The 26,799-nt window shown below is 67.0% G+C and carries 26 protein-coding genes and 2 tRNA genes; 3 read left to right on the forward strand and 25 right to left on the reverse strand.

Annotation, left to right across the window (positions count from 1 at the left end; all coding sequences use genetic code 11):
• The 7 genes from AC1D1S_RS07640 to AC1D1S_RS07670 form a co-directional block, all read right to left on the reverse strand.
• A partial coding sequence (locus tag AC1D1S_RS07640; RefSeq protein ID WP_476994157.1) for a ribonucleotide-diphosphate reductase subunit beta occupies nucleotides 1-137 on the reverse strand: 137 nt, incomplete at its 3' end.
• A 90-nt stretch (nucleotides 138-227) separates the two neighbouring features.
• Nucleotides 228-2,348 (reverse strand): class 1b ribonucleoside-diphosphate reductase subunit alpha, encoded by a 2,121-nt coding sequence (nrdE, locus tag AC1D1S_RS07645; RefSeq protein WP_026537148.1) that lies wholly within the window; start codon nucleotides 2,346-2,348, stop codon nucleotides 228-230.
• 59 nt (nucleotides 2,349-2,407) lie between these two features.
• Nucleotides 2,408-2,812, reverse strand: coding sequence for a class Ib ribonucleoside-diphosphate reductase assembly flavoprotein NrdI (gene nrdI, locus AC1D1S_RS07650; RefSeq protein ID WP_476994158.1), 405 nt, complete (start codon nucleotides 2,810-2,812; stop codon nucleotides 2,408-2,410).
• A 167-nt stretch (nucleotides 2,813-2,979) separates the two neighbouring features.
• Nucleotides 2,980-3,225, reverse strand: coding sequence for a glutaredoxin-like protein NrdH (gene nrdH, locus AC1D1S_RS07655; RefSeq protein WP_018773329.1), 246 nt, complete (start codon nucleotides 3,223-3,225; stop codon nucleotides 2,980-2,982).
• Nucleotides 3,226-3,633: 408 nt separating this feature from the next.
• A complete protein-coding gene (locus AC1D1S_RS07660) occupies nucleotides 3,634-5,076 on the reverse strand; it encodes a class I SAM-dependent methyltransferase (protein ID WP_476994147.1) in 1,443 nt (480 codons plus the stop codon).
• The gene (locus AC1D1S_RS07665; RefSeq protein WP_476945282.1) at nucleotides 5,073-5,834 is read right to left on the reverse strand and encodes a DUF1365 domain-containing protein; all 762 of its coding nucleotides are present in this window, start codon (nucleotides 5,832-5,834) and stop codon (nucleotides 5,073-5,075) included. The genes AC1D1S_RS07660 and AC1D1S_RS07665 overlap by 4 nt, the downstream gene beginning before the upstream one ends.
• On the reverse strand, nucleotides 5,831-7,276 hold the full coding sequence (locus AC1D1S_RS07670) for an NAD(P)/FAD-dependent oxidoreductase (RefSeq protein ID WP_476994148.1): 1,446 nt from the start codon (nucleotides 7,274-7,276) through the stop codon (nucleotides 5,831-5,833). The genes AC1D1S_RS07665 and AC1D1S_RS07670 overlap by 4 nt, the downstream gene beginning before the upstream one ends.
• Before the next feature lie 317 nt (nucleotides 7,277-7,593).
• Between AC1D1S_RS07670 and AC1D1S_RS07675 the strand changes: the two genes are divergently transcribed.
• On the forward strand, nucleotides 7,594-8,514 hold the full coding sequence (locus AC1D1S_RS07675; RefSeq protein ID WP_476994149.1) for a LysR family transcriptional regulator: 921 nt from the start codon (nucleotides 7,594-7,596) through the stop codon (nucleotides 8,512-8,514).
• A gap of 29 nt (nucleotides 8,515-8,543) precedes the next feature.
• Here AC1D1S_RS07675 and AC1D1S_RS07680 read toward each other — a convergent pair whose 3' ends face one another.
• On the reverse strand, nucleotides 8,544-9,941 hold the full coding sequence (locus tag AC1D1S_RS07680; RefSeq protein ID WP_476994150.1) for an aldehyde dehydrogenase family protein: 1,398 nt from the start codon (nucleotides 9,939-9,941) through the stop codon (nucleotides 8,544-8,546).
• 112 nt (nucleotides 9,942-10,053) lie between these two features.
• Between AC1D1S_RS07680 and AC1D1S_RS07685 the strand changes: the two genes are divergently transcribed.
• The gene (locus AC1D1S_RS07685) at nucleotides 10,054-10,560 is read left to right on the forward strand and encodes a DUF2004 domain-containing protein (RefSeq protein WP_026537142.1); all 507 of its coding nucleotides are present in this window, start codon (nucleotides 10,054-10,056) and stop codon (nucleotides 10,558-10,560) included.
• A 194-nt stretch (nucleotides 10,561-10,754) separates the two neighbouring features.
• Here AC1D1S_RS07685 and metE read toward each other — a convergent pair whose 3' ends face one another.
• Nucleotides 10,755-13,097 carry a 5-methyltetrahydropteroyltriglutamate--homocysteine S-methyltransferase gene (metE, locus tag AC1D1S_RS07690; protein WP_476994151.1) on the reverse strand — a complete coding sequence of 781 codons (2,343 nt, stop codon included), beginning with the start codon at nucleotides 13,095-13,097 and terminating at the stop codon, nucleotides 10,755-10,757.
• 58 nt (nucleotides 13,098-13,155) lie between these two features.
• Nucleotides 13,156-14,130 (reverse strand): methylenetetrahydrofolate reductase, encoded by a 975-nt coding sequence (locus tag AC1D1S_RS07695; RefSeq protein WP_476994152.1) that lies wholly within the window; start codon nucleotides 14,128-14,130, stop codon nucleotides 13,156-13,158.
• 429 nt (nucleotides 14,131-14,559) lie between these two features.
• On the opposite strand from AC1D1S_RS07695, the gene AC1D1S_RS07700 reads away from it, so the two are divergent.
• Nucleotides 14,560-14,757: a hypothetical protein gene (locus tag AC1D1S_RS07700; RefSeq protein ID WP_018773338.1), complete on the forward strand. Its 198-nt coding sequence runs from the start codon at nucleotides 14,560-14,562 to the stop codon at nucleotides 14,755-14,757.
• Between the two features lie 18 nt (nucleotides 14,758-14,775).
• Here AC1D1S_RS07700 and AC1D1S_RS07705 read toward each other — a convergent pair whose 3' ends face one another.
• The 15 genes from AC1D1S_RS07705 to AC1D1S_RS07775 form a co-directional block, all read right to left on the reverse strand.
• Nucleotides 14,776-15,978: an ROK family transcriptional regulator gene (locus tag AC1D1S_RS07705; RefSeq protein ID WP_043436509.1), complete on the reverse strand. Its 1,203-nt coding sequence runs from the start codon at nucleotides 15,976-15,978 to the stop codon at nucleotides 14,776-14,778.
• A gap of 155 nt (nucleotides 15,979-16,133) precedes the next feature.
• Nucleotides 16,134-17,279, reverse strand: a complete 1,146-nt coding sequence (locus tag AC1D1S_RS07710) for a class I SAM-dependent methyltransferase (protein WP_243177241.1) — start codon at nucleotides 17,277-17,279, stop codon at nucleotides 16,134-16,136.
• 115 nt (nucleotides 17,280-17,394) lie between these two features.
• On the reverse strand, nucleotides 17,395-18,510 hold the full coding sequence (locus AC1D1S_RS07715) for an NAD(P)-binding domain-containing protein (protein WP_476994159.1): 1,116 nt from the start codon (nucleotides 18,508-18,510) through the stop codon (nucleotides 17,395-17,397).
• 20 nt (nucleotides 18,511-18,530) lie between these two features.
• The gene (locus AC1D1S_RS07720) at nucleotides 18,531-18,890 is read right to left on the reverse strand and encodes a zinc ribbon domain-containing protein YjdM (RefSeq protein ID WP_028277874.1); all 360 of its coding nucleotides are present in this window, start codon (nucleotides 18,888-18,890) and stop codon (nucleotides 18,531-18,533) included.
• Between the two features lie 96 nt (nucleotides 18,891-18,986).
• Nucleotides 18,987-19,784, reverse strand: coding sequence for an amino acid ABC transporter ATP-binding protein (locus AC1D1S_RS07725; RefSeq protein ID WP_243177239.1), 798 nt, complete (start codon nucleotides 19,782-19,784; stop codon nucleotides 18,987-18,989).
• A complete protein-coding gene (locus tag AC1D1S_RS07730; RefSeq protein ID WP_173403096.1) occupies nucleotides 19,771-20,436 on the reverse strand; it encodes an amino acid ABC transporter permease in 666 nt (221 codons plus the stop codon). The genes AC1D1S_RS07725 and AC1D1S_RS07730 overlap by 14 nt, the downstream gene beginning before the upstream one ends.
• 36 nt (nucleotides 20,437-20,472) lie before the next feature.
• Complete coding sequence (locus AC1D1S_RS07735) at nucleotides 20,473-21,294, reverse strand: amino acid ABC transporter substrate-binding protein (RefSeq protein ID WP_476994153.1); 822 nt, start codon at nucleotides 21,292-21,294, stop codon at nucleotides 20,473-20,475.
• Between the two features lie 219 nt (nucleotides 21,295-21,513).
• Nucleotides 21,514-21,589: transfer RNA gene (locus AC1D1S_RS07740), tRNA-Ala, on the reverse strand.
• A 156-nt stretch (nucleotides 21,590-21,745) separates the two neighbouring features.
• Nucleotides 21,746-21,818, reverse strand: a tRNA-Ala gene (locus tag AC1D1S_RS07745).
• 162 nt (nucleotides 21,819-21,980) lie between these two features.
• The gene (gene rsfS / locus AC1D1S_RS07750) at nucleotides 21,981-22,382 is read right to left on the reverse strand and encodes a ribosome silencing factor (RefSeq protein WP_018773346.1); all 402 of its coding nucleotides are present in this window, start codon (nucleotides 22,380-22,382) and stop codon (nucleotides 21,981-21,983) included.
• A 64-nt stretch (nucleotides 22,383-22,446) separates the two neighbouring features.
• Entirely contained in the window at nucleotides 22,447-23,745 is a 1,299-nt protein-coding gene (locus tag AC1D1S_RS07755) for a hypothetical protein (RefSeq protein ID WP_476994154.1), read from the reverse strand.
• Nucleotides 23,746-23,752: 7 nt separating this feature from the next.
• The gene (nadD, locus tag AC1D1S_RS07760) at nucleotides 23,753-24,436 is read right to left on the reverse strand and encodes a nicotinate-nucleotide adenylyltransferase (RefSeq protein WP_476945277.1); all 684 of its coding nucleotides are present in this window, start codon (nucleotides 24,434-24,436) and stop codon (nucleotides 23,753-23,755) included.
• Between the two features lie 55 nt (nucleotides 24,437-24,491).
• A complete protein-coding gene (locus AC1D1S_RS07765) occupies nucleotides 24,492-24,731 on the reverse strand; it encodes a hypothetical protein (RefSeq protein WP_476943505.1) in 240 nt (79 codons plus the stop codon).
• An 80-nt stretch (nucleotides 24,732-24,811) separates the two neighbouring features.
• On the reverse strand, nucleotides 24,812-26,197 hold the full coding sequence (locus tag AC1D1S_RS07770; RefSeq protein WP_476994155.1) for a glutamate-5-semialdehyde dehydrogenase: 1,386 nt from the start codon (nucleotides 26,195-26,197) through the stop codon (nucleotides 24,812-24,814).
• Nucleotides 26,198-26,223: 26 nt separating this feature from the next.
• Nucleotides 26,224-26,799, reverse strand: a 576-nt coding sequence (locus AC1D1S_RS07775) for a PUA domain-containing protein (protein WP_476994156.1), incomplete at its 5' end; no start/stop codon positions are given.

The following is a 26,799-nucleotide window of genomic DNA, read 5'->3' on the forward strand; positions in this document are numbered from 1 at the left end:
TCGTTGGACAGCGGCACCTTCTCCGGCAGCCAGAAGTTGTTGACCAGACGGTTCCAGACATCCACGTCCTTGTCATCCTGGATACGGTTCCAGTTGATCGCCTCGACGTGGCTCAGCAGCTTGACCTTTTCGGTCATGTCATCCCCTAAATGTTGGGTTTAGTTCTTAGTTAAAGCGTACGACGGCGGGCGGGCGCCCGCCGTCGTACTGTCACGATTTAGTTGAAGCTACAGCATGCAGCTGACGCAGCCCTCTACCTCGGTCCCTTCCAGCGCGAGCTGGCGGAGACGGATGTAGTAGATGGTCTTGATGCCCTTCTTCCAGGCATAGATCTGGGCCTTGTTGATATCGCGCGTGGTGGCGGTGTCCTTGAAGAACAGCGTCAGGGACAAGCCCTGGTCCACGTGCTGCGTGGCGGCGGCGTAGGTGTCAATGACCTTCTCGTAGCCGATCTCGTACGCGTCCTGGTAGTACTCCAGGTTGTCGTTCGTCAGGTAGGGCGCCGGGTAGTACACACGGCCCAGCTTGCCTTCCTTGCGGATCTCGATCTTGGACGCCACCGGGTGGATCGAGGAGGTGGAGTTGTTGATGTAGGAGATCGAGCCGGTGGGCGGCACRGCCTGCAGGTTCTGGTTGTATATGCCGTGCTCCATGACGGAGGCCTTCAGCTCGCGCCAGTCATCCTGGGTGGGGATGTGGATGTTCTTGAACAGCTCGGCGACCTTCTCGGTCTGCGGGACCCATTCCTGCTCGGTGTACTTGTCGAAGAACTCGCCGGAGGCGTACTTGGACTTCTCGAAGCCGCCGAAGGTCTGGCCGGTCTGGATGGCCAGCAGGTTGGAGGCGCGGACCGCGTGGAACACCACCGAGTAGAAGTAGATGTTGGTGAAGTCCAGGCCCTCTTCGGAACCGTAGTGGACCCGCTCGCGGGCCAGGTAGCCGTGCAGGTTCATCTGGCCGAGACCGATCGCGTGGCTCTGGTCGTTGCCGCGGGCAATCGAGGGCACCGAGGTGATGTTGGACATGTCCGAGACTGCCGAGAGGGACCGGATGGCCGTCTCGATGGTCAGGCCGAAGTCCGGCGAGTCCATGGTCTTGGCGATGTTCAGCGAACCCAGGTTGCAGGAGATRTCCTTGCCGGTCTGGTCGTAGGACAGGTCATCGTGGTACGTGGTGGGCTGCGAGACCTGGAGGATCTCGGAGCACAGGTTGGACATGATGATCTTGCCGTCGATCGGGTTTTCCCGGTTCACGGTGTCCTCGAACATGATGTACGGGTAGCCGGATTCGAACTGGATCTCGGCGAGGGTCTGGAAGAACTCGCGCGCCTTGATCTTGGTCTTCTTGATCCGGGAATCGTCCACCATCTCGTAGTACTTCTCGGTGACCGAGACGTCGGAGAACGGCATGCCGTAGACCTTTTCGACGTCGTACGGGGAGAACAGGTACATGTCCTCGTCACGCTTGGCGAGCTCGAAGGTGATGTCCGGGATGACGACGCCGAGCGAGAGGGTCTTGATGCGGATCTTCTCGTCCGCGTTCTCGCGCTTGGTGTCCAGGAAGCGGTAGATGTCCGGGTGGTGCGCGTGCAGGTACACCGCACCGGCACCCTGGCGGGCACCGAGCTGGTTGGCGTAGGAGAAGCTGTCCTCGAGGAGCTTCATCACGGGGATGACGCCGGAGGACTGGTTCTCGATCTGCTTGATCGGCGCGCCGACCTCGCGGATGTTGGTCAGCGCGAAGGCCACGCCGCCGCCGCGCTTGGACAGCTGCAGCGCGGAGTTGATGGACCGGCCGATCGACTCCATGTTGTCTTCGATGCGGAGCAGGAAGCAGGAGACCAACTCTCCGCGCTGGCGCTTGCCGGCGTTCAGGAACGTCGGGGTGGCCGGCTGGAAGCGGCCTTCGATGATCTCGTCCACCATCTGGGTGGCGAGCTTCTCGTCGCCGCGGGCCAGGTGCAGGGCCACCATGCAGACGCGGTCCTCGTAGCGCTCCAGGAAGCGCTTTCCGTCGAACGTCTTCAGCGTGTAGGAGGTGTAGAACTTGAACGCGCCGAGGAAGGTCTCAAAGCGGAACTTCTTCTTGTACGCGCGGTTGTAGAGCTCGCGGATGAAGTTCATCGTGTACTGGTCGAGGGTTTCGCGCTCGTAGTACTCGTTCTTGACGAGGTAATCGAGCTTTTCCTCGAGGTCGTGGAAAAACACGGTGTTGTTGTTCACGTGCTGCAGGAAGTACTGGTGCGCGGCCTCGCGGTCGGCCTCGAACTGGATCTCCCCGTTGGGGCCGTAGAGGTTCAGCATGGCGTTCAGCTCGTGGTAGCCCAGGCCCTTGTACGCGGCCGGCATCTCGTGCTTCTTCTCAACAGCGGCGGTACCGGTGCCCGTGTGCAGGCCTGCGCCTTCAGTTACTGCTTTGTCTGCGACAGTCGTGTCCAAAACTCTTCCAATCCTTGTTGTACGCGGTTGACGTCTTCCGGCGTCCCCATGAGTTCGAAGCGATATAGGTGCGGGACCTTGCACTTGGCGGCGATGATGTCCCCTGCCATGCAGTAGTTGTCCCCGAAATTGGTGTTTCCCGCGCCGATTACTCCGCGGATCAGCTTCCGGTTGCCCGGATCGTTCAAGAACCTGATGACCTGCTTTGGAACAGATCCCTCTCCCCCCGTGCCGCCATAGGTCGGGAGCAACAAAACGTAGGGCTCCCGAGCCACCAGCGGAGCGTCCCTTGGGTAAAGGGGGATCCTGGTGGCGTCCACGCCCAGCTTCGCAACGAAGCGTGCGGTGTTTTCGGAGGTGGAGGAAAAGTAGATGAGCCGGCAGTGCGTTGTGGTGGCCGGTGCTGCCTTGCTGACCGCTTCCCCGCCGTCAGCCGTGGCAGCCACCCGATCTTCAGTTGTTACAGCCACGGTGGTCACCTCATCTACCGTGAATTCTTACCTGGTAGCGGCGTCCTGGGCTTTTCAGGCGACAGGGCGTTTCAGGCTACAGCGACGGCGGCAGCCTGCGCCAGTTCTTCGATCTTGTCCGGGCGGAAACCTGACCAGTGGTCCTGGTCGGTGACGACAACGGGAGCCTGCATGTAGCCCAGGGACTTCAGGCGCTCAAGGGCTTCCGCGTCCTGGGAAATGTCGACGCTCTGGTAGGCGATGCCCTTCTTGTCCAGCGCGCGGTAGGTCGCGTTGCACTGAACGCAGGCCGGCTTCGTGTAAACCGTAACGGTCATGGTCCTGTCCCCTTTGTTGAAGTCTTCTGTGGAGCGCAATCCCGGCTCCGGATGTCCCGCGCTGATTCTCTGCTGGAACTGTATGTCGATACTACATGTAGTGCAAGAGTCTCATGTGGACCCCAAGATGATGTATTACAAGTATGTCATTTAACCCACCTTTAATCCACAGGAGGGGGCCCGCCAAATGTCCGGATTTTCGCCATTTTGGCGGACGAAATCCACACCCTGTGGAGTAGTTAGCCACATTAATCACGCCCGCGTGTCGCACCGCAGACGGCGTGTCGCGCGCCGCCGCGGGGACCCGGATCGGTGGCGCCGGCCACTACATCTGGTGTCCGGGCACACGAAAGAGGCGGGCACCGTGGTGCCCGCCTCAAGCGATTCGTGATTGTTCTAACACCGGCGCTAGGAGGCGGAGTCGAGCACGATCTGCTGCACGTCGAGGTAGCCCGTTTCAAACCCGGCCCGGCAGTAGCAGAGGTAGAACAGCCACATCCGCTGGAAGACCGCGTCGAAGCCCATGGCCCCCACCTCGTCTTCGCGGGCCATGAACCGTTCCTCCCAGAGCCGCAGGGTCTGGGCGTAATGCTCGCCCATGGCGAGGCGTTCGCGGACGCGCAGTCCGGTCTGCTTCGCGGTGATGTCCTCGATGGCGCGGACGGACGGAATGACCCCGCCCGGGAAGATGTACTTGTGCACCCAGGTGTAGCTGGTGCGGGTGGCCATGAGCCGGTCGTGGGCGATCGTGATGGCCTGGATGGCMACCTTGCCACCCGGGGCCAGGACCCGCTCGATAGTCTGGAAGTAGGTGGCCCAGTATTCGAAGCCGACTGCCTCGATCATTTCGACCGAGACGACGGCGTCGTACTCGCCCTCCACGGCGCGGTAGTCCTTGAGCTCGATTGTGACGGCGTCGGCGTAGCCGGCCTCGGCCACGCGCTGGCGGGCCAGTTCCTGCTGCTCGCTGGAGAGCGTCACGGAGTAGACGGTGGCGCCGCGGGCGGCGGCGCGCAGGGCGAGCTCTCCCCAGCCGGTGCCGATTTCCAGGACCCGGGTGCCTTCCTTCACGCCGGCCTTGTCCAGCAACCGGTCAATCTTGGCCTGCTGCGCGGCGGCCAGCCCGCCCCAGGCCACGTGCCGCAGGGCGTCGCCGCTTTCCGGGAAGAGGGCGCTGGAGTACGTCATGGTGCTGTCCAGGAACGAGGCGAAGAGCTCGTTGGAGAGGTCGTAGTGCCGGGAGATGTTGGAGCGGGTGTTCTTCTCCGTGTTCCGTTCCCTGCGCGGCTGGCGCGGCAGGTACAGCCCGCGCAGCTTCTGCAGCGGCTCGGGAACGAGCGTGCCGACGCGGGAGGCAAACACCTCCATGACGGCGGTGAGGTCATCGGCGTCCCAGTCGCCGGCCATGAAGGACTCGCCCAGGCCGATCAGGCCGCCGTCGCCGAGGCGGGTGGCGAAGGATTCGGGCCGGTTGATGGTCATGACGGGGTAGCCGGCGGCAGCCTCGTCAGAGGCGGTGCCGGCGGGTACCTGGTCGGAGGGAGCCGTGCCCAGTGCTGCTTTGCCCAATACTGTGCCGTCCGGGTACCGGACTTCCAGCGGCAGCCTGCGCACGGCCGCCTTGAAGATGGCGTCCGCAGCGCGTCCGGCCACACGGGCCTTGAGGCTCGAGGGCACCGTGGCGATGCTGGGCCAGATGGCGGCGTCGATGGTGGCAGGAGGCTGGGGAACGGTGTACGGCACCCTGCCGGTGACGAGCCCGCTGTTGACGGCGCTGCCGTTTACTGCGCTGCCGTGCGTGGTGCCCTGAGCCCGTCCCGTACCGGATCCGGTCGCTTCGGTCATTGTCACTGAACTGCCTCCTGTGAAGGGTGGTGTGGTTTTTTGATGATGGGCAGGCGGCGCGCCCACAGTTTGATGCCCTGCCAGCGGATCTGCGCCGCGACACGCAGCGGGGCCGCGGGTACGGCGAGCGCCGCGGACACGATGTTCCGCACGCCCGCTTCGTGCCGGACGCCGTCCATGGTGGCGATGAAGGGCTGCTGTCCCTCCCGTTCCAGGACGATCGACACGGCGAGCCGTTCGCCGGGTTCGGGGAGCTTCATGCGGTACTCGCCGTCGACGTCGTTGAACGGCGAGACGTAAAACGCCTTCGGGACGCTCGCCCTGCCCGTGGCGTCGGTTTCGAGGAGGTAGCAGTGCCGCTCCCCGTACGTGTTGTGGACCTCGGCGACGACGCAGCGCAGCTCACCGGTGGCACTATGGCACCAGAACACGCTCAGCGGGTTGAACACGTGCCCGAACACCCGGGCACTGGCAAGCATGGTGATACGTCCGCCGTCGAGCTTTATCCCCTGGGTGGCAAGGTAGCTTTCCACGTTGCCGCGCAGGGTGCCGTCCGGATCGCCGAGGTGGTCCTCCACCCGGAATCCCGCCAGCGGCCGCAGCAGGCGCGGCAGCTGCGGGAGATGGTCGACGTCGACATACCAGCTGTAGCTGCGGTAGGTGAACGCGTTGCGCAGCGGAGTCCGCCGCACATGGGCGATGGCAGTGCGGTAGATGGCCGCGCCGTGGAGGGCGGCCGGATGGATGGTGGCCGGCGCGCTCATGGCACCTCCACCGTGGCCGGCTGAGCTGTGGCCGGCTGGACTGCGGCCGGGGCGAGGTCCGGGTCTACGGCCCCTGCGCCGATGTTGACCGTGCCGATGTTAACAGTGTCGCTGTTGACAGGGTCCCAGTCGCGGCCGAGCCGGGCGGCGGCCTTGAGGCCGGACAGGGCGCCGTCCTCATGGAATCCCCAGCCGTGGTACGCGCCGGCGAAGGCCAGCCGCCCGTCGCCGAGTCCGAGGATCCGCTGCTGCGCCGCCAGCGACTCCGGGGTGTACTGCGGGTGCTCGTAGACCATCCGGTCCAGGACCGTGGCGTCGTCGATCAGCTCGGATTCGCCGAGGCTGACGATGTACCGGCCGCCGTCGACGGGTTCCAGCCGTTGCAGCCGCGTCATGTCGTAGCTGACCAGGACCTTGTCCGGCCGGGCGTCGCAGGACGGCAGCCGGTAGTTCCAGGAGGCCTGGGCGTTGGGGCTGGCCGGCAGCACGGCCTCGTCACGGTGGAAGAGCGTCTGGTTCACCGAATACGGCATGCCGCCAAGGGCGGCCCTCTCGGCAGCCGAGGCGTCGGTGAGCATGCGCAGGGCCTGCGCCGGGTGGGTGGCGATGACGACGGCGTCAAAGGTCTCGCGCACGGTCCCGGCACCGAGCGCGGACGTGACGTCGACGCCGTCGGCGTGCCGGTGCACCGTGGTGACCGGGCTGGCGGGCCGGATGTCCGGGAGGGTCGCGGCGACTTTGTCGACGTAGCTGCGCGAGCCGCCGGTGACGGTCCGCCATTGCGGGGAGCCCTTGACGCCGAGCAGGCCGTGGTGGCCCAGGAAGGTGAACAGGTAGCGGGCCGGGTAGGCCAGCGCGGTGGTGGGGTCACAGGACCAAACGGCGCTGACCACGGGGGTCATGAAGTGCGAGATGAAGTAGCTGCTGAACTTCTCCTGGGCCAGGAACTCCCCCAGGGTGAGCTCGTGTCCGGCGGCTGCCGTGCCTATGGCGGGTTCGGCCAGCAGGGCGCGGGCCCGGCGGTGGAACCGGGTGACTTCCAGCAGCATCCGCAGGTAGCGGCCACGCAGCAGGGTCGACGGCCGGGGAATGATCCCGCGCCCCTTGGCCCGTGCGCCGGCGTATTCCAGCCCGCAGCCGTCGCAGCGGACGGACATGCTCATTTCGGAGTCCTGGGTTTCGACGCCGAGCTCGGCGAACAGGCGCAGGAGCGTGGGATACGTCCGCTCGTTGTGGACGATGAAGCCGGTATCCACACCCAGCGTGGGTCCGTTCTGCTGCGTCACATCGTGGGTGTGGGCGTGGCCGCCGAGCCGGGAGTCGGCCTCGAAGAGCGTTACCCGGTCCTGCCCGTTCAGCACGTACGCGGCGGTCAGCCCCGCCACTCCGCTGCCGATGACGGCGACGCGCCGGCCTGCCGGTATCCCTGCTGCTTGCGACACTGATCTGCTCCTGTTGTCTGGCCCGAAGTCTCTTATGGGCAATTCGATGCTGTCGGRTGGCCGGATGAGTATAAATGTGGAATTTTTCAGTTTTGCTGTCAGACCGTCGCCAGTGACGCCGTCATCTGCCACGTGAGCTGGGTTCCTCGGATTCTCCTGCATGGGCCCGGCCGCGCAGCGCAGACTTTCCGTGCGGACATTCCGGCAGACACATCAGCACGCAGACCGGCACGGCCGCCGGAGGGCCGGATATGCCACAATGAAGCGGGAATTCCGGTCCCGTCTCCGTGGACCTGCAACCAGGCGAAGGGCAGCCCTTGATCAACCCCGTCCATCTCCGGACCCTTGTGGAAGTGATCCGGCTTGGCTCGTTTGCGGCCGCCGCCACCCGGTTGGGCTACACGGCTTCGGCCGTCTCCCAGCAAATGTCGGCACTGGAACGCGACACCGGCGTCACCTTGTTCCAGCGCGCGGCCCGCAGCATCCAGCCGACCGAAGCCGCCGTCGTCATGACCCGGCACGCCGCCAAGGTCCTGACGGACATCGAGACGCTGATGGCCGCCGCCTCCCGGGCGCAGGAGAGTCCCAGCCAGGAGCTGCGGCTGGGCATCTTCCCGAGCCTCGCCACCTATGTGCTGCCGCCGATCCTGCGGAACCCGGCCTGGAAGAAGCTCGGCATCGACCTGCGTGTCTCGGTCGCGGAGCCGGCCCAGACCATCCAGGGGCTGCGGACCGGCGGCGAACTCGACGTCGCCCTGGTGTACCAGGTGGGACAGTCCGGCCTCGCCTGGCCGCACACCGTGGACCGGCAGTGGATCGGCGACGACGACTTCCGCGTGGTGCTGCCGGCGGTCTGGGGCATCGGCACGGATTCCAAGGTCGCCGCGCCGCACCTATCGGACATGCCCTGGATCATGCACCACCCCGGCACGTCCGACGCCACGGTGATTGAACGGCTCTTCGCGAGCTGCAACCTGCACCCCCGCGTGGTGGCCTACAGCGATGACTTCCACGCGAGCCTGGAGATGGCCGCCGCCGGGCTCGGCGCCGCCTTGGTCCCCGACCTGGCCTTGCGGCACCGGCCTGCCGGGGTGGTGGTCCTCGATGTGCCGGAGATCCGGCTGGCACGGAATGTTTTCGCCCTGCTGATCAACGAKAAACGGACGGCCCAGGTCCAGCTCTTCGTGGAGCTGCTGGCCGAGACGATGCACCGGTCCGGGACCGCGCGAAAGGACTGAGCTGAAGCCCCCGTTAGCCCGGCGGGCGTTCAGCGCTTCCTGGCCCGCTTCCCGACCGGCGCCACCAGCGCGCCGATGATCCGGTGCTTGGTCCGGGTGTACGGCGGATAGATCAGTTCCAGCGTGTCCGGCCACAGCGGCTTGTCCAGGGTGGGGCGCTCATGCGAGAACGTCCGCACCGAATGTTCCCCGTGATAGGCCCCCATGCCGCTGCCGCCGACCCCGCCGAACGGCAGCCCGGGGACGGACAGGTGGGCCGCCGGAACGTCGAAGCACAGGGCCCCCGACGAGGTCCGCCCGGCGAAGGCGCGGCGCGTCTGCGGATCGTTGCTGAAGACGTAGAGTGCCAGCGGCTTGGCGCGCCCGTTGACCTCCTCGATGGCCTCGTCGAGCCCGTCCACGGGCACCAGTGGCAGCAGCGGTCCGAAGATTTCTTCCGCCATGACGGCGTCGCCGGGCGCCGGGCGCAGCAGGGTCGGCGCAAAGTAGCGGCTGGCGGCGTCGCGCTGTCCGCCGTGCACCACCGTGCTGGCGTCGGCGAGGGCCGCGAGCCGTGCGAAGTGGCGGTCATCGACTATCCGGCCGTACGACGGGCTCGCCGCCGGGTCCGGTCCGAAGAGCGCCGTAACGGCCTTGATCAGCTCGGCCTGCAGCGGCTCCAGGATCTCCTCCCGGGCCAGGACGTAGTCGGGTGCGACGCACGTCTGCCCGGCGTTCATGAACCGGCCCCAGGCGATGCGTTTGGCCGCCGTGGCCAGGTCCGTGGATGCATCGACGTAGGCCGGGGACTTGCCGCCGAGCTCCAGCGTCACCGGGGTCAGGTGCTCGGCCGCCGCGCGCATGACCACCTTGGCCGCGGCTTCTCCCCCGGTGAAGAAGATGTGGTCGAAGCGTTCGGCCAGGAGGGCGGTGGTCTCCGGGATGCCGCCCTCAACCACTTCGGCGGCGCCGGCCAGGTATTCGGGAATCCAGCGGGCCAGTACGGCCGACGTGGCCGGGGCATGTTCGCTCGGCTTGAGGACCACGGTGTTTCCCGCGGCCAGGGCGCCGGCGAGCGGGGCGAGCAGCAGTTGCAGCGGGTAGTTCCACGGCCCGATCACCAGCACCACGCCCAGCGGGGTGAGTTCGGTCCAGGCGCGGGCCGGCCGCACTGCCAGCGGCACCGGCACGCGGCGGGGCCGCAGCCAGCCTTCGAGGTGCCGCTCCAGGTGCGCCGCCTCGGCGTCCACGAACCCGATCTCCGCGAGCTGCGCCTCGGTGTGGTGCTTGCCCAGGTCGCGGGCGAGGGCTTCGGCGAAGTCCGCGTGCCGCTCCGCGAGCATGCGCCGAAGCCGGCGCAGCTGATCCAACCGCCAGGCGAGCGGGCGGGTGGTCCCGGCGTCGAACGCGGCCCGGGCACGGCCGACGGGTGAGATTACATGCTGCATCCGATCAATGTACAGTCATGCGGCCGTCCGCCGGTCCGGTACCGGATATTGCTCCGGTAGGGAAAACTCTTCAACGCTGGAATGGTCCGGTTTTCAGGACTATGTTGAAGATATGAACAAGGTAGCGAGCAAGCACTTCGGAGAGGTCGAGCTCAACCACGGACGGGAGCATAATCTCACCGCCACGCATGAGCTGGCGGGCCAGACCGTGGAGCTTGACCTGAACGTCAACGCGCATGACCATTTCGATGAAGCGGCCATGCATAAAGTTGACTACCGCTTGCGCTTCCTGCCCGAACTCGTGGACCAGGTCCGCGAAATGATCGCCGAGGAACTGGACCAGGAAGGCACCAGTCCGCAGGAGTACCGCCACTTCCATTGCAACGCGATCAAGGACGAGCACCTCAAGAAGGTCTTCGGCGTCGAGGACAAGAGCCAGCTGACCGACGAGGTCTTCCTCAAGGCGCTCAAGCTCGGCCACGTGGGCATCTACCCCGGCCAGCCGGAACGCTACTTCGTCCTCGATTTCACGCTGGGCCAGCACTTCACCGACGAGGTCCTCGTCGCGTCCGCGGATGAGGACGGCGTCGTCGACGACGAAATCCTCTGGGAGTCCTGACCCGGGCATCCTGAGTCGCCGGTAGTCCTGCATCGACTGCTCCGTAGATGCCCTTCCGGGCGCTCAAAACGGCGGCTGCTCAGCAATCGATGATCAAGAAACGTACGACGCCGGCCGGTCACCTTGGAGGGTGACCGGCCGGCGTCGTTTGTGTGTGGAGCGGGCTCCTTGTCGGCTGCTTGCCTGGTGGCCTGTTACTTGGCGGCTGAGAGCAGTTCGKCTCGGACCGTCCTGGTGGCCGTGACGAGGTTGCGCAGGGACTCTTCAGTCTCGGCGTAGCCGCGGGTCTTCAGGCCGCAGTCCGGGTTGACCCAGAGCTGGCGGGACGGGACGTGCTTGACGGCGGTGCTGAGCAGTTCGGTGACTTCCTGTTCGCCCGGGACGCGGGGCGAGTGGATGTCGTAGACGCCCGGGCCAACGCCGCGGCCGAAGCCGTGGGACTCGAGGTCGTGGACGACCTCCATGCGGGAGCGGGCGGCCTCGATCGAGGTGACGTCGGCGTCGAGGCCGTCGATCGCGTCGATGATGGCGCCGAACTCCGAGTAGCACAGGTGCGTGTGGACCTGGGTGGCGTCCGCGGCACCTGCGGTGGAGAGCCGGAAGGACTTCACGGACCAGTCCAGGTACGCGGCCTGGTCGGCCTTGCGCAGCGGCAGGAGCTCGCGCAGCGCCGGCTCGTCCACCTGGATGACCTTGATACCGGCCGCCTCGAGGTCGGCGATCTCGTCGCGGAGGGCCAGTGCCACCTGGTTGGCGGTCTCGCCAAGCGGCTGGTCATCGCGGACGAAGGACCAGGCCAGGATGGTGACCGGGCCGGTGAGCATGCCCTTCATCGGCTTGCTGGTCAGGGACTGCGCGTACTCGGCCCACTTCACCGTGATCGGGGCGCTGCGGGTGACATCGCCCCACAGGATGGACGGTCGGGTGCAGCGCGAGCCGTAGGACTGGACCCAGCCGTGGACGGTGACGTCAAAGCCTTCGAGGTTCTCGGCGAAGTACTGGACCATGTCGTTGCGTTCGGGCTCGCCGTGGACCAGGACGTCGAAGCCGAGCTCTTCCTGCAGCTCCACGACGCGCTTGATCTCGTCCTTCATGAGCTGCTCGTACTGCTCCGTGGTGAGGTCGCCGCGGTTGGCGCGGGCCCGGGCGGTGCGGATTTCGCCGGTCTGCGGGAAGGATCCGATCGTCGTGGTGGGCAGCGGCGGCAGGTGCAGCGCCTTGTCCTGGGCTGCCTCGCGGACGGCGTAGGCGGAGCGGTTGAAGTCGGCGCCGGTCAGGGCGGCGGTGCGGGCCCGGACGTCGCCGCGGCGGACGCCTTCGGCCTCGGCGCGGGAGGCGATGACGCGGGTGGCCTCGTCGATAGCGGGCTGGACGGCTGCCTCGTCGGTCAGCAGACCGGCGAGGGTGACGACTTCAACGGCCTTCTGGTCGGCGAAGGCCAGCCAGCTGCGAAGCTGCTCGGAGAGCTGGACTTCCTCGTCGACGTCGTGCGGGACGTGCTGGGTGGAGGTGGAGGTGCTGATGGCCAGCTTGGCCACCGACTTCTTCAGTTCGGCGATCTTCTTCGCGGAAGCGGCGAGGTCGTTGCGCCAGATGTTGTGGCCGTCCACGACGCCGGCGACGAGAGTCTTGTTTCCCAGCGCCGCCAGGGCAGCGGCGGACGGGACCTCGCCCTTGAAGACGTCCAGGTGCAGGGCGTCGATGCCGGTGGCGGCGAGGGTGCCGAGCTGGCCGTTGAGCGCGCCGTACGGGGTGGAGACGAAAAGCTGCGGGCGCTGGGCCGCGGCGGCCAGGGCCTCGTAGGAACGGGCGACGGCGGCCTGGATTTCCACGGCCGGGGTGTCCTGGTCCACCACGAGGGCGGGCTCGTCGAGCTGGACCCAGCTGGCGCCGGCGGCGGCRAGCTTCTGAAGCAGCGCGGTGTAGACGGGGAGGATGTCCTCCAGGCGGGACAGCGGGCTGAAGCCGGCCGGGGCGTCGTCGGATGCCTTGCTCAGCAGCAGGAACGTGACCGGGCCGACGATGTACGGGCGGGTCTCGACGCCGTTGGCGAGGGCGTACTCGAATTCCTCGACGATCCGGTTCGAGGTCAGCGCAAAGTTGGTTTCCGGCCCGATTTCCGGCACGAGGTAGTGGTAGTTGGTGTCGAACCACTTGGTCATTTCCAGCGGCTGCTGGTCCTTGTTGCCGCGGGCCAGGGTGAAGTAGCCGTCGATGTCGAGCTGGCCCTGCGCGTTGAGGAGGTTCCCGAAGCGGGCCGGCACGGCGCCGAGGTGGGCGGCGGCGTCGAGCACCTGGTCGTAGTAGGAGAAGGTGCCGGGCACCGCGGCGGCTTCGGTCAGGCCCAGGCCCTGAAGCCGCTTGGCGGTGCCGAGCTGGATTTCCTTGGCGGCCGCGTCCAGGGCTGCGGCGTCGATCTTGCCGGCCCAGTAGGCCTCGACGGCCTTCTTGAGTTCGCGGCGGCGGCCGATGCGCGGGTAGCCCAGGATCGAGGCAGCCGGGAACGGAGTGGGGTTGGGGGTGTTCAGTGCAGTCATGGGAAGTCCTAAGTGTTGGTGGTGTGGTGCGGAGGGAAGTTGTGTTGTCTTGGCGCGGTCAGCTGGCGAGCTGGCGGCGGCTGGCCGTGTGCCGGTTGCCGCTGTTCCGGTTGCCGCGGTGCGGGCGGGGCAGCGCGAGTTTGTCCAGCACATCCAGGGCCGCGGCGTGCTCATTGAACGTGTAGAGGTGGATGCCGGGGGCTCCGGCGTCCAGGGCTGCGTTGGCGAGATCAACGGTGGCGCTGACCCCGATCCGGGTCCGGTCGGCGTCGGTATCGGCAGCCGCGAGGCGTTCGATCAGTTCCGGGGCCGGTTCCACGCCGGTCAGTTCGCCGAGCCGGGCGAGCCGCCGGAGGCTGGTGAGCGGCATGACCCCGGGAATGATCGGGATGGTCACCCCGGCCCGGCGGGCCCGGGCGAGGAGGTCGGCGTACTGCTCGGTGTGGAAGAAGACCTGGGTGATGGCGAAGTCGGCGCCGGAGCGCTGCTTGGCCAGCAGGACCTCGACGTCGTGTGCCTCGCTCGGGGATTCCGGGTGCCGGGTCGGGTAGGCGGCGACGCCGACCGCGACCCTGCCGGCGCACAGCAGCGCCGAGCGGCGTTGCTCCACGCGGCGGATGAGTTCGATCAGGTCCTGGGCGTACCGGAGTGATCCCGGCGGCGGGGTTTCTCCATCCTTGGGCCGGTCGCCGCGGAGGGCGAGGATGCCGCGGACGCCGACGTCGAGCAGTTCGCCGATGATCTCCGCCAGTTCCTGCGGGGAATTCCCCACGCAGGTCAGGTGGGCCAGGGGCCGGRGCGTCGTTTCCTGCACGAGCCGGTTGACGAGATCGACGGCGGTGCTGCGGTTCGAGCCGTTGGAGCCGTAGGTCACGGACACGTAGTCCGGGTCCGTGGCTTCCAGTTCGCCGATGGTGGTCCAAAGGGATTCCGCGGCTGCGGGAGACCTCGGCGGGAACAGCTCGTAGGACAGCGCAACAGGGGCCGCGCCGGCAAGATTGGGATGGGTATCGATAAGGCTTGGTGGTGACATTTGCGTCCTTGGCTTTGAACACTGCCGCCGGGAGATCCGGAATCCCGGAGGACCGGAACCAGAAACGGAAACTCCGTCGTCAGTGAATTGAGTTTGGGGAACACGGAGGGAACTTCAGCAGGGCGCAGCCGCGACTGTTACGCCTGATACGAAGTTGTCCGTGAGCAAATGTCAGGCCCACATGGGGGCACCCACACCCTCCTGGGCCGCCCGGGGGCAGCTTTCAGCGGAGGATCGCTGACACGTTACTGAGGTAACTTGTATAGAACTCTAAGGCCGGGCCGTGGGGCCCTTCAAGTCGGTCCCCGAATTAAGACGCACCTTTACGGCCGTTTGCGGCGCCGGGCAGAACAATGTTCGCCCAAGACGGCATTTTCGCCCCGCGCGGCTGCTCTCCCCAACGCACCCCGGCAGGACTATCCTGTTGCCATGATCCAGCTTCCAGCCAGCTACCAGCAGTACCTCGCCGGCAAGAGCGAGAGCTTCATCAACACCGTCCGGCCCGTGCTCATGCAGTCGGCCGCAGAGAGGTTGCACGGGGTCCGGATTCTCGTGCTTCCGCATGGCCACCAGGCGCATCTGGATGACACCATCCCGTATGGGACGGTGGTTGAGGACATCGACTGAGGCCCGGTTAGCCCCTGTCTAGTCGCCCAGGAGCAGCCGCTGGGAACGCGGGGCCAGCGTGTGTTCGAGCACCAGGCAGGCCGCACCGACGGCGCCGACGTCCTCGCCTACCCCCGTGCCCACGACTTCGATCCCGTGAATCCTCCGGGTGGCACTGTTCGCCTCAACCAGTCCGGGGACCAGCTCGAGGTAAGCCGCTGAGAGGCAGGTCCAGAACGGGCCGCCGAACACTACCCGGTCCACGTCCAGGGCGTTGGTGACGACCGACACCGCACGGGCCACGAGCACTGCGGACCCACGAATGATTTCCTTGGCTGCGTCGTTGCCGGCTTCGGCGATCGCGCACAACTCGGCGAAACGTTCCTGAACTGCCGGCGCGCTCCTGTCCTGGAGTGAACCATTCAATATCCCGGCTGCCTCAGCCTGCGCCACGAGGACCTGCGGAATGGCGGAGGACTTCACGCAGCCGTGTTGCCCGCAGTCGCAGAGGGCACCGCCCGGGTCGACGATGATGTGCCCGATTTCTCCGGCGTTGCCCGAGGTCCCGCGGACGACTTCGTCGTTGAGCACGATCCCGCAGCCGATCCCGGTCCCCATGTACATGAAGACGAAGCTGCCCTCGCCGCTGGGGCCCCCGGCCCAGGTTTCGGCCACGGCTGCGCTGGTGACGTCCTTGTCCATGAGTGTCGACAGGCCCGTGGCCTCCGCGAGGCCATCCCGCAGCCCCACGTGGTCCCAGCCCGGCAGCAGCGGCGGGTCCACGACGGCGCCCTCGTTGAGGTCGATGGGCCCCGGCGACGCAACCCCGAGCCCGGCGATCCGGTCCGGGTCCACCCCGGAGTCCAGGATGATTCTCTTGATTTCGCCCGCGATGGTGTCAATGACAGCCCTGGGGTCGGTGCCGGGCGGGGTGGTGATCCGTGAGTGCCGGACGACGGCACCGAGCAGGTCCAACACGACGAACGTGAGGACGGCCGGGTCCAGGTGGACGCCCACGGCATACATCCCCGAGGGATTCAGCCGGAGCATGGTCCTGGGCTTGCCCGGCCCGGTGCCTTCCTTGCCTGCCTCGACGATCAGGTGCTGGTCCAGCAGGCGGCGGGAAATGTTGGAGATGGTCTGCGGCGAGAGTCCGACAATCTGGGCGAGTTCCACCCGGCTCAGCCCGCCCGGCGTGCGGCGGATGGCGTCGAGGATGACTGTGAGGTTGAAGTCGCCCATCTTCGGTAGGTTGGTCCCTCGCCTCGGCGAGGGTTGCCGGAACTCGGTCACTGATACCTCTAAACGTTTTGGCCACGCACAGCAGTTGTCAGAATCGTACGTTACGTGCAGGCGTGCGCCCACACTTGCGCTTTACCGACACAAAGTTTCTTGCGTCAAGGCCGCCGGGTGCTGGCCGTGACGGTGAATTTTGGATTCCTGCCGGCCTCGCGGGTGGGACCGATCAGCCGTTCCAGGGCCGGCCGGTAGTGCAGGTGGCTGTTGAACACGGTCCAGAGCTCCCCGCCCGGGGCAAGCACCCTGCCGGCCGCTTCGATCAGCTTGATCCCCGCGCCGGAGTGGACCGCCGCTTCCAGGTGGAAGGGCGGGTTGAGCAGCACCAGGTCCGCGCTGGCGTCCGGGAGGGAGCTCATGGCGTCGTCCTGAAGCACGTCGATCCGACCGTCCAGGCCGTTGGCCCGGGAGGTGGCCAGGGCTGAGTCGACGGCTGCGGCGGACCGGTCGGTCGCGGTGACGCGGGCGCCGGGGTTGGCGCGGGCGTACATCGCGGCGAGGATTCCGGTCCCGCAGCCAAGGTCGACGGCATGGGTGGCGTGCGGCATCCGGGGCAGGAAGTCCAGCAGGAACCTGGTCCCGATATCCAGCCCGGTGCCGGCAAAGACGGCGCCCCGGGCGCAGACCGTGAGGCCCAGTTCGTCGTTGACCTCAGTGACCGGGAAGGGCAGCGCGGCCGGGACCGGCCTGGGGTTCCGGGCCAGCAGGAGCCGTGATTTCTGCCGCGCCAGCTGGGGCTGGACATCCTCGAAGCAGCGCGCCAGGACGGCGTTCATGCCCAGGCTCATGTGTTTGACGCGTCCGCCCGCGACCAGCACCACCTCGGGCGCCGCGTAGCGGGCCACGGCGTCGGCGATTTCCTCAAGTTCCGCCAGGGACCGCGGCAACTGCAGCAAAACCAGGGAGGCTCCCTCCAGCAGTTCGGCACCCAACGGGAGCTGCTCGAAGCCGCCGTCGATGCCCAGGGCCTCGGCGTTCGCCCGCAGTGCCCGTTCACCGGTGATGAGGTCCTGCTGGACGCGCACGCCTTCCGCCCCGAGGGTCAGGGCGCCGAGGGTGAGGGCACCGTACCGGTCCCCCACCACCGCGAGCCTGCCCCCGGGCTGCAGCAGGCCGGCCGCGGGCATCTCCAGGGCAGAGTCGAGCAGGAGCCTGTCCGTGGCGTCCCAGGCCTGCAGGTTGTCGGCCTCGACGTCCGGGAATCTTCTCAGCCGGGCAAAGAGGGATTCGAAGCTGTTGTCCGCCACGCGCGTTGTGCCGCCGTTTCTTCTCGGGCTTGGGTATGGGTGCTGGCAGTGGGAGCCGGGTGTGAGGCCTCCCCCGGCGCTGCTCTGACCTGATTTACCTTTTAGGTCTTACGTTTTACGTTATACCGGACCKGGCCAGCAGGGTGACGATTCCGGCGACGGCGGCCCGGCCGGCCCGGTTGGCGCCGATGGTGGACGAGGAAGGCCCGTAGCCGACGAGGTGCACCCGCGGCTCGCCCGCGACCTGGGTGCCGTTCATCGCGATGCCGCCGCCGGGTCCGCGCAGGTGCAGCGGGGCGAGGTGTTCGAGTTCGGCACGGAATCCCGTGGCCCACAGGATGACCCCGGCGGCCAGGAAGTTGCCGTCAGCCATCCGCACCCCGTCGGGTTCGATCGCGGTGAACATGGGGTGCCGGTCCAGGGCGCCGCGCGCGGCGGCGGCGCGCAGGGCCGGGGTCCAGATCAGGCCCGTCACGGAGACGACGCTCTGCGGCGGCAGGCCCTGGCGCACCCGCTCCTCGACCAGGGCGACGGCGTCGTGGCCGGCCTGCCGGTCGAACGCGGCCTCGCGCCAGACCGGCACCCGGCGCGTGAACCATGTGGTGGTGGTGACCTTGGAGATCTCATCGAGCAGCCCGACGGCCGAGATCCCGCCGCCGACCACGATGACGTGCTGCCCGCGGAATTCGTCGGCGGAAACGTAGTCGGCGACGTGCAGCTGCCGGCCGCGGAAGCTGGCCTTGCCCGGATAGATGGGCCAGAACGGCCGGGTCCAGGTGCCGGTTGCGTTGATGAGGGCGCGGGCAGAGAACCGGCCGCGGGAGGTTGCGATGCTCAGCCGCCCGGCGGGGTCATCGTCCTCGCGGCTCACCGACTGCACTTTGACCGGCCGCTCAATCGCGAGGCCGAGGTCGTGCTCRTACCCGCCAAAATAGCGGGTGAGGAAACTGGAGCTGGCCTCGGCGGGGTCCACATCGGGCTGCGGGATTCCCGGGAGGTCGCTGATGCCGTTCACCGTGGCCATGAGCAGGCTCTTCCAGCGGTGCCGCCAGGCTCCGCCGGGCCCGTCCTCGGCGTCGAGCACGATGTACGTCCCGGCCGGGGCCGGGCCGGCCGCGTCAGCGCCGGCCGGGACGAAGCCGCGGCGCTGAAGGTGGTAGGCCGCCGACAGGCCCGCCTGGCCGGCGCCGACCACGACGACGTCGGCCGCCCGCACCGTCTCCGCGGTCACGGTCACGGTCGCGTCCCCGGTCAGATCTTCTTGACGACGCTGGACTTGAGCTGCATGGGGCCCACGCCGTCCACCTTGCAGTCGATGTCGTGGTCGCCAACACCGTTGACCAGGCGGATACCGCGGACCTTGGTGCCGACCTTGATGACGGTGGAGCTGCCCTTGATTTTCAGGTCCTTGACCACGGTGACGGTGTCGCCGTCGGCGAGGACGTTGCCCACMGCGTCCTTGATGACGGCGGCCGCAGGGGCGTCGGCCTCTGTGTCAGTCTCCGCGGATGCGGACCATTCGTGCGCGCACTCCGGGCAAACCAGGAGCGCCCCCATTTCGTAGGTGTATTCGCTGGAGCATTCGGGGCACGGAGGCAGGGAATCGTTCACCCAACCAAGTTTAGTCGCCGCCTGTGCCCGCCCGTGTGTCCGCCCGAATTCTCGCCACTTTTTCTCGCCCCTTTTTCCCGCCGCTGGCGGGGCGCCCTAGAACGGGTTCAGCAGGCGGTCCACGAACTGCCGCGTGCGTTCCTCCCGCGGGTCCCGCAGAACGGTATCGGGGTGGCCGCGTTCGACCACCACGCCGCCGTCCATGAAGATGACCTCGTCGGCCACCTGACGGGCGAACGCGAGCTCGTGGGTGACCACCACCATGGTCCAGCCTTCGTCCGCGAGTTCCTTGATGACGGCCAGGACCTCGCCCACGAGCTCGGGGTCCAGCGCAGAGGTGGGCTCGTCGAAGAGCAGCAGTTGCGGGCGCAGGGCGAGGGCACGCACAATGCCGACGCGCTGCTGCTGGCCGCCGGAGAGCTCGAACGGGTAGCTGTTCTCCTTGCCGGTCAGGCCGACGCGGGCCAACAGGTCCCGGGCCTCCTGGATCGCATCCGCCTTGGGCCGCTTCTGCACCTGGACCGGGCCCTCGATCACGTTCTCCAGGACGGTCTTGTGCGGGAATAGGTTGTAGTGCTGGAACACCATGGCGCTACGGTCCCGCAAGGCCAGAACCTGCTTCTTCGCCACGGGTGTGGCAAAGTCCACGGTCAGTTCCCCCGCGAATTCGGCGACGCCGGCGTCGGGCACTTCGAGGCCGTTCAGGCAGCGCAGGACTGTCGTCTTTCCTGATCCGGACGGCCCGATCAACGTGACCACTTCGCCGCGGCGGACTTCAAGGTCGATGGATTTGAGCACAACATGGTGGCCGAACGACTTGCGCAAGCCCGTGACGGTCAGGAGCGGCTCGTCCGGGACAGTAACGTCAGAGGGTTGAGGTTCAGTGGGCGACATAGCGGTCCAATCTCTTCTCCAGGGCGGACTGTCCGCTGGCGAGAACGAGGCAGATAACCCAGTAGATCACGGCCGCCTCCAGATACAGCAGCATGAACTCCTGGCTGAAGGCCGCCACCTGTTGCGCCACGCGGAACAGTTCGGTGACGAGGATCAGCGACGCCAGCGACGTGTCCTTGACCAGGCTGATGAAGGTGTTCGACAGCGGCGGAACCGAGACCCGGGCGGCCTGCGGCAGGATGATCCGCACGAGCGTCTGCCGGCGCGACATTCCGATGGTGTGGCCGGCCTCCCACTGGCCCTTCGGAACCGACAGGATGGCCGCCCGGATGACCTCCGCGGCATAGCCGCCGACGTTCAGGGAGAACGCGATGATGGCGCTGGGCCAGGGGCTGATGGTGATTCCGACGGAAGGGAGCCCGTAGAAAATGACGAACAGCTGGACCAAAAGCGGGGTTCCCCGGATGACGGAGATGTAGGTCCGCGCCACCGCCGAAACCAGGCGGTTGCGGCTCAGCCGCATGAGGGCCACCACCAGTGCCAGCAGCAGGCCCAGGCTGAACGAGGCCAGCGCCAAGGGAATGGTGCCGAAGATCGCACCCGTCAGGAGTGGGCCCAGCGATGACCACACGAGTTCCCAGTTGATGCTCATGCCCGGACGCGGCGTTTCTCTGCGGCTTGCACAGGGCTACTTCGAGACGTCGGCGTCGAAGTACTTCTGGGAGATCTTCGTCAGCGTGCCGTCGGCCGCCAGCTCGCCGAGGGCCTTGTTGATGGCGTCGGTCAGGCTGGTGGATCCCTTGCGCAGGGCGAACGCGCTCAGCGACTTGTCGGTGGTCTCGGCGGCAATCTTGATGCCGGCGTCGTGGTCGGTCTTCTGGGAGTCCAGGTAGGTCAGCTTGTCGTTGATGGTGGCATCGACGCGGCCCTGCTTGAGCAGCGTGATCGCCTGCGCCCAGCCCTCCACGGCCTCGACATTCGCGCCGCTCTGCTGCGCCAGCTTGTACCAGTTGCTCGTCAGGGACTGCGCCGTGGTCTTGCCCTTGAGATCGTCAAAGGAGTGGATGCTGTCGTTGTCCGACTTGGTGACGATCACGCCGGTGCTCACCGTGTACGGGGTGGAGAAGTCGTACTTCGCCTTGCGCTCGTCGGTGATGGAAACCTGGTTGGCGACGACGTCGAACCGTTTGGCGTCGAGGCCGGCAAAGATGGCGTCGAACTGCGTCTCCTGGTAGGAGGGCTTGACGCCCAGCTTCGCGGCGACGGCATTCATGATCTCCACGTCGTAGCCCGTCAGTTCACCGCTGCCGTTGGCGTGGAACGTGAACGGCTTGTAGGTGCCTTCCGTGCCGACCTTGAGCACGCCTGCGCTCTTGACGTCGCTGAGGGAGGTGTCCGCACCGTCTGCCGGCGCTGAGCTGGCCGGGGTGGTGGACGCCGACCCGCAACCTGCCAGGGCGAGTCCTGCAGCAGCGATGAGGCCAATAACGGAAAGTCGTGTGCGCTTCATGATGTTCCTTAGTCGTGGAGCCGGAAATGGCCTTCCAGCTAAGCCGCATGGCGGCTGTCTCCTAGCGACGATAGCAAGGTCCAGCTCAGGGTGGAGAGCCTAAATGACAGTTTATGACTTCCGGTCATGAGACGGTCTTGACGGATGCGGCTTTCGAAGTCCCGCATAGCTGCGGAGGGTACGAAAAAGGGAACCACCGCCTAGCGGTGATTCCCTTTCTGGTGGAGCTGAGGGGACTCGAACCCCTGACCCCCTGCATGCCATGCAGGTGCGCTACCAGCTGCGCCACAGCCCCTCATTTGCCTGGAAGTTTCGTCCTCCCTGAAGCAACCTGAATAGCCTAAACCACAAATCGCGTTCGCGCTAATCGGCGCGCTGACGCATGGAACAGGACGCGGAACAGTGCACAAAAAAATCCGCCGGAATCTTTCGATTCCGGCGGATTATCCGGTGGAGCTGAGGGGACTCGAACCCCTGACCCCCTGCATGCCATGCAGGTGCGCTACCAGCTGCGCCACAGCCCCGAATTTTCGCTGCTCCGAGCATGTCTTCCGACGCGCGAGGTTCCGGTTTTTTGTCCGGATTTCTCCGAAGCAACTCAAATATCTTAGACCAGCCCTCCGGAAAATTCCAAATCGGGCATATTCGGCTCGGTTGAGCGTCCGGAGATGGCCTGAGCGCGGGGGCTATTCCGTGTCGGTGCCCGCGGTGGCCTTGGCGGAGGCGTCGTCGCCGAGCTGCAGATCGACGACGGGGCAGTCCTTCCACAGGCGCTCGAGGGCGTAGAACACGCGGTCTTCCTCGTGCTGGACGTGGATGACGACGTTGGAGTAGTCCAGCAGCACCCAGCGACCGCCGGAGCGGCCCTCGCGGCGGACGGGCTTCTGGTCAAACTTGGAGAGCTCGTCCTCGATGCCGTCCACGATCGCGTTGACCTGGCGTTCGCTCGGGGCCGAGGCAATCAGGAAAACGTCGGCCAGGGCCAGCCGTTCGCTGACGTCCAGGGCCACGATGTCCTCGGCAAGCTTCTCCGAGGCAGCGCGGGCTGCGTGGCGGGCGGTAGTGATGGATGAATCGGTTGCAGTCACGGGACTCCTTGTAGTGATGAAAAATTATGGTGTTCAAAATGCGGCGCCAGTGGCGGCCTGAGACCTAGTGGGCCAGCCCGGTGACGATCAGCGTGATGCCGGCGATGAGGGCAACGATCCCCACCGCCAGGACGCCGAGCTGGAGCATGCGCAGGCGGCGCGCCCGGCCGAGCCCGGCGGTAGCGGCATCCAGGGGTTCGAGCCCGTAGGCGGCATTCGCGGCTACGGGTTCCCCGCCGACGAGTCTTTCCTCGGCCTCCCCCGCCGAATTTGCCGCGTTTGCCGCGTTCGCAGCGTTTGCCGCGTTTGCAGCGTTTGCCGCGTTTGCAGGCCTAGCCCTTCCGGCTTTTGCGGCTGCTTCCGCACGGGCCAGGACGCCGGCCCTGCCAGCGGCAGAACCCGTCGCGGGACCTGCGGCCTTCTGGCGGGAGATGCCCGGCCGCCGCAGGCCGGGTTTCCGCGGCGTGTCCACGCGCGGACCCGGGTTGGTGACAACCGGAACGTACGACGTGGCAGGGCGCTTCATGACGGGCCGCTCCACGCCGGGAACCTTCTCGAATTCCAGGGGTGTGACCATGGCCAGGTTGTTGGCCGTGGTCGGATCGTTGCGGGGCGCCGCCGGCTGGCTGTTTTGTTCGGCGAGCTTCTGCTTGGCGGCGGCGCGGCGGTTCAGGATCGCGGCACGCTCGGCGAGGGCGATCTGCTCGGCCAGGACGGCCGGATCAACGGCATCCGGATCCGTGGCCGCAATGTGTTCCATCTTGGCCACTTGGTTCTTGGCCTGCTCCGCGAGGAGTTCGCGGGCGGCCAGCGCCTGCTCCACGGTCATGCCCTCGGGCGTCGCCCCGCCCGGTCCGGCGCCGTCGGCCGCGGGAGCCTTGGGCGCAGCGGGGGCCTTGGGCGCCGGGGCAGCCGCGCCAGCGGGGGCCTTGGGCGCCGGGGCCGCGTCCTTCGCGGCGGCGTCCTTCGCGGCCGGGGAAACCACCGGGGTGGCCCGGGTCCGCGGCGACACCGGGACAATGGTGTTGGCCTGGGTGGCCGGGGCCGTTTCGGTCGCCAGCTCCAAAAGCCTCAACTGGCGTCGCGTGGGCGGCCCTCCGCCGGCCAGCTGGCCTTCCTTCTCTGCGAGTTCCTTGATGGTGCGCAGCGCGGCGCGGTCCCGTGCCCGGACCTGGGAAGACCGCTCCGTGCCAGCGGGCACAGAATCAGCACGCACAGAGTCCACCGGGGCGTCGGCAACGCGACGGCTCCGGCCGGTGATTTCGGCCTCCGTCGGCTCGCCCGGGCCCGGAGTGTCCAGACGTTCATCTCTGGCCTGCCGCAATTCGCGGCGGCTGCGGATGGGAGGCTGTTGCTGACTCATGGCAAACTCATTCAGTGCTGGCTGGTTGGGTTATCTCAAAGGCTGGATCGTGCTGTGCGGTGGCAGTCCCGGCCGCGCCGTTTCCGTCGTTGGCGGTCGCGGCGTGTCCGGCTTCGAGGCGATCGGCGTTGGGGCTGGCGTGGTACAGGCCGTACTTGGCGATGTACTGGACCACCCCGTCCGGTACGAGGTACCAGACCGGGTTGCCTTCGGCCACCCTCGTGCGGCAATCCGTGGAGGAAATGGCCATGGCCGGGACCTCCAGGAGGCTGACGTCTTTGCGGCCCATGCCGTCCAGGACGTGGCCTGGCCGGGTTACGCCCACAAAGTGCGCGAGAGACCAGAGTTCATCGATGTCTTTCCAGGACAAAATCTGGGCCAGGGCGTCTGCGCCGGTGATGAAGAACAGATCGGCGTCCGGACGCAGGGTCCGCAGGTCACGCAGGGTGTCGATCGTGTAGGTCGGTCCCGGACGGTCCACGTCCACCCGGCTCACGGTGAAGCGCGGGTTCGAGGCCGTGGCGATGACTGTCATGAGATACCGGTGCTCGGCTTCGCTGACCTTCTTGGCCATCTTCTGCCAGGGCTGGCCGGTGGGCACAAAAACGACTTCGTCGAGGTCGAACTTGGCCGCGACCTCACTGGCCGCGACAAGGTGTCCGTGGTGGATGGGGTCGAACGTGCCACCCATCACACCCAGACGCAGGCGGCGCTGGGCGCCGCGCTGCTTCGTGGGGGCGGAAATATTAGTGACCTTGGCCGTGATCGTGCTTGTTCGGGTGCTGGCGGTGCGGGTCCGCGTGCTCCTCGACAGCCACGTGGCGCCGGCCCAGGTTGGAGTAGGACAGGGTGATCATCAGCAGGACCACCAGGATCGCGAACATGGTGCCGCCAATGACAAACGGCGGTGCAATGAGCGGTGCGAGTTCCTCGTGGCCCGATTCGCCGGCGGCGGCGACGAAAGTGGCGATCTGCTGCGACAGCATGTTCTCCCCTAGTGAGTTCAAAATTTGACGACGGCGGAGGTGTCCGCCGTTCCGGTCTTCCGTTCCATGTTACAGCGTTGCTAGCCCCGGATCTGGCCCTCGCCCTGCACGATCCACTTGGTTGTGGTCAGCTCGGTCAGTCCCATGGGGCCGCGGGCATGGAGTTTTTGGGTGGAAATGCCCACTTCGGCGCCGAGGCCGAGCTCGCCGCCGTCGGTGAAGCGGGTGGAGGCGTTCACGATCACGGCGGCCGAATCGACCTCGGCGATGAAGCGCTCGGCGTTGGCGAGGTCGTTGGTCAGGATCGCTTCGGTGTGGCCGGTGGACCACTTCCGGATGTGCCTGACGGCCTCGTCCAGGCTGTCCACCATGGCCACCGCCAGGTCCAGGTTCATGTATTCGGTGGCCCAGTCGTCTTCCGTGGCCGGCACGGACTGGACCGAGGCCGGCAGGGCGGCGCGGATGCGCTGGTCCACGTGCAGGGTGACCCCGGCAGCCCGCAATGCGGCGGCGACCGCGGGAAGGACGGTGGACTTGGAGTGCACCAGGAGCGTTTCGACGGTGTTGCAGACGCTGGGCCGTTGGGTCTTGGCGTTGAGGAGGATGTCCACGGCCATTTCCTCGCTGGCGGAAGCGTCCAGGAAGATATGGACGTTGCCTTCACCGGTCTCGATGACCGGCACGGAGGAGTTCGTCACGACGGTCTGGATCAACTCGCGCCCGCCGCGGGGAATGAGCACGTCCACCCGGCCGCGCGCCCGCATGAGCGCGTTGGCGCCGTCGCGGCCGTATTGGTCCACGGTCTGGACGGCGTCGGCGGGCAGGCCCACCGATTCCAGCGCATCCCGGAGGATGGTGATCAGGGCGGCGTTGGTGGCAGCGGCGGCGGATCCGCCGCGCAGGATGACGGCGTTGCCGCTCTTGAGGGCCAGTCCGGCGATGTCGACCGTGACGTTCGGGCGGGCCTCATAGATCGCGGCCACCACGCCCATGGGTACGTTGATCTGGCGCAGGCGCAGCCCATTGGGGAGGGTCTGGCCCCGCACGACGTTGCCGACGGGATCGGGCAGGGTGGCGAGGTTTTCCAGTGCGGCGGCGAGGGCCGTGATGCGTGAGTCGGTCAGCGTCAGGCGGTCCAGCAGGGCGGCGCTGGTGCCGGCGGCCCGGCCGGCCGCGACGTCCTTGGCGTTGGCGGCCAGGATCTGGTGCTTGTGATCCACCAGCGCCTTGCCGACGGCGCGCAGGCCCCGGTCCTTCCAGGCCCGGTTGGCGCGTGCCATCCTGTGGGCGGCGTGGCGTGAGCGATCTGCGACCGCGTGGACGGCTGCTTCGGTCTCCGKTGCCGTGCCCGGGACCGCTGCCGGATCCGGTACCGCGGCGAACCCTTGGGCGGGCGCGGCGTTGTCGGCAGGAACGGTGCCGGCAGGCACATCAGTCACGGTAGCGGAAGTCAGGGCCTCAGTCATGCTTCCAGTTTAGGCGTCGGGGGAACCTAGACCAGCACCAGGTCGTCAACATGAACAACTTCGCGGTCATATCCGCGGCCCAGTGCCCTGCCGAGCTCATGGGTGGAACGGCCCAGCATTTGGGGCAGCTCGGCGGCCGAATAGTTGACCAGCCCGCGGGCAATCACGGTGTTGTCCACGGACACCATCTCCACGGCGTCGCCGGCCTCGAAGTCGCCTCGCACCGCGGCGATTCCGGCCGGCAGAAGCGAGGTGCGGCGGTCGCGGACGGCCTTGACGGCACCGTCGTCGAGCACCAGGGTGCCGCGCACGGATGCCAGGTGGGCCAGCCACAGGAGCCGGATCGGCTTGCGCGCGCCGTTGACGGAGAACCATGTGCCCACGTCCTCGCCGGCCAGCGCGGCGGCCGCGTTGGCCGTGGATGTTACGAGGGCGTGGATGCCCGACCCAGCGGCGATGCTGGCGGCTTCGACCTTGGTGACCATGCCGCCCGTGCCCACACCGGCCTTTCCGGTGCTGCCGATCGAGACGCCGTCGAGGTCGTGGGGGCCGGAGACGTGCGGAATCCGCTTGGCGCCGTGCGACGGCGGACCGTCGTCCAC

It is taken from the genome of Arthrobacter sp. P1_A5 (genome assembly GCF_056406825.1).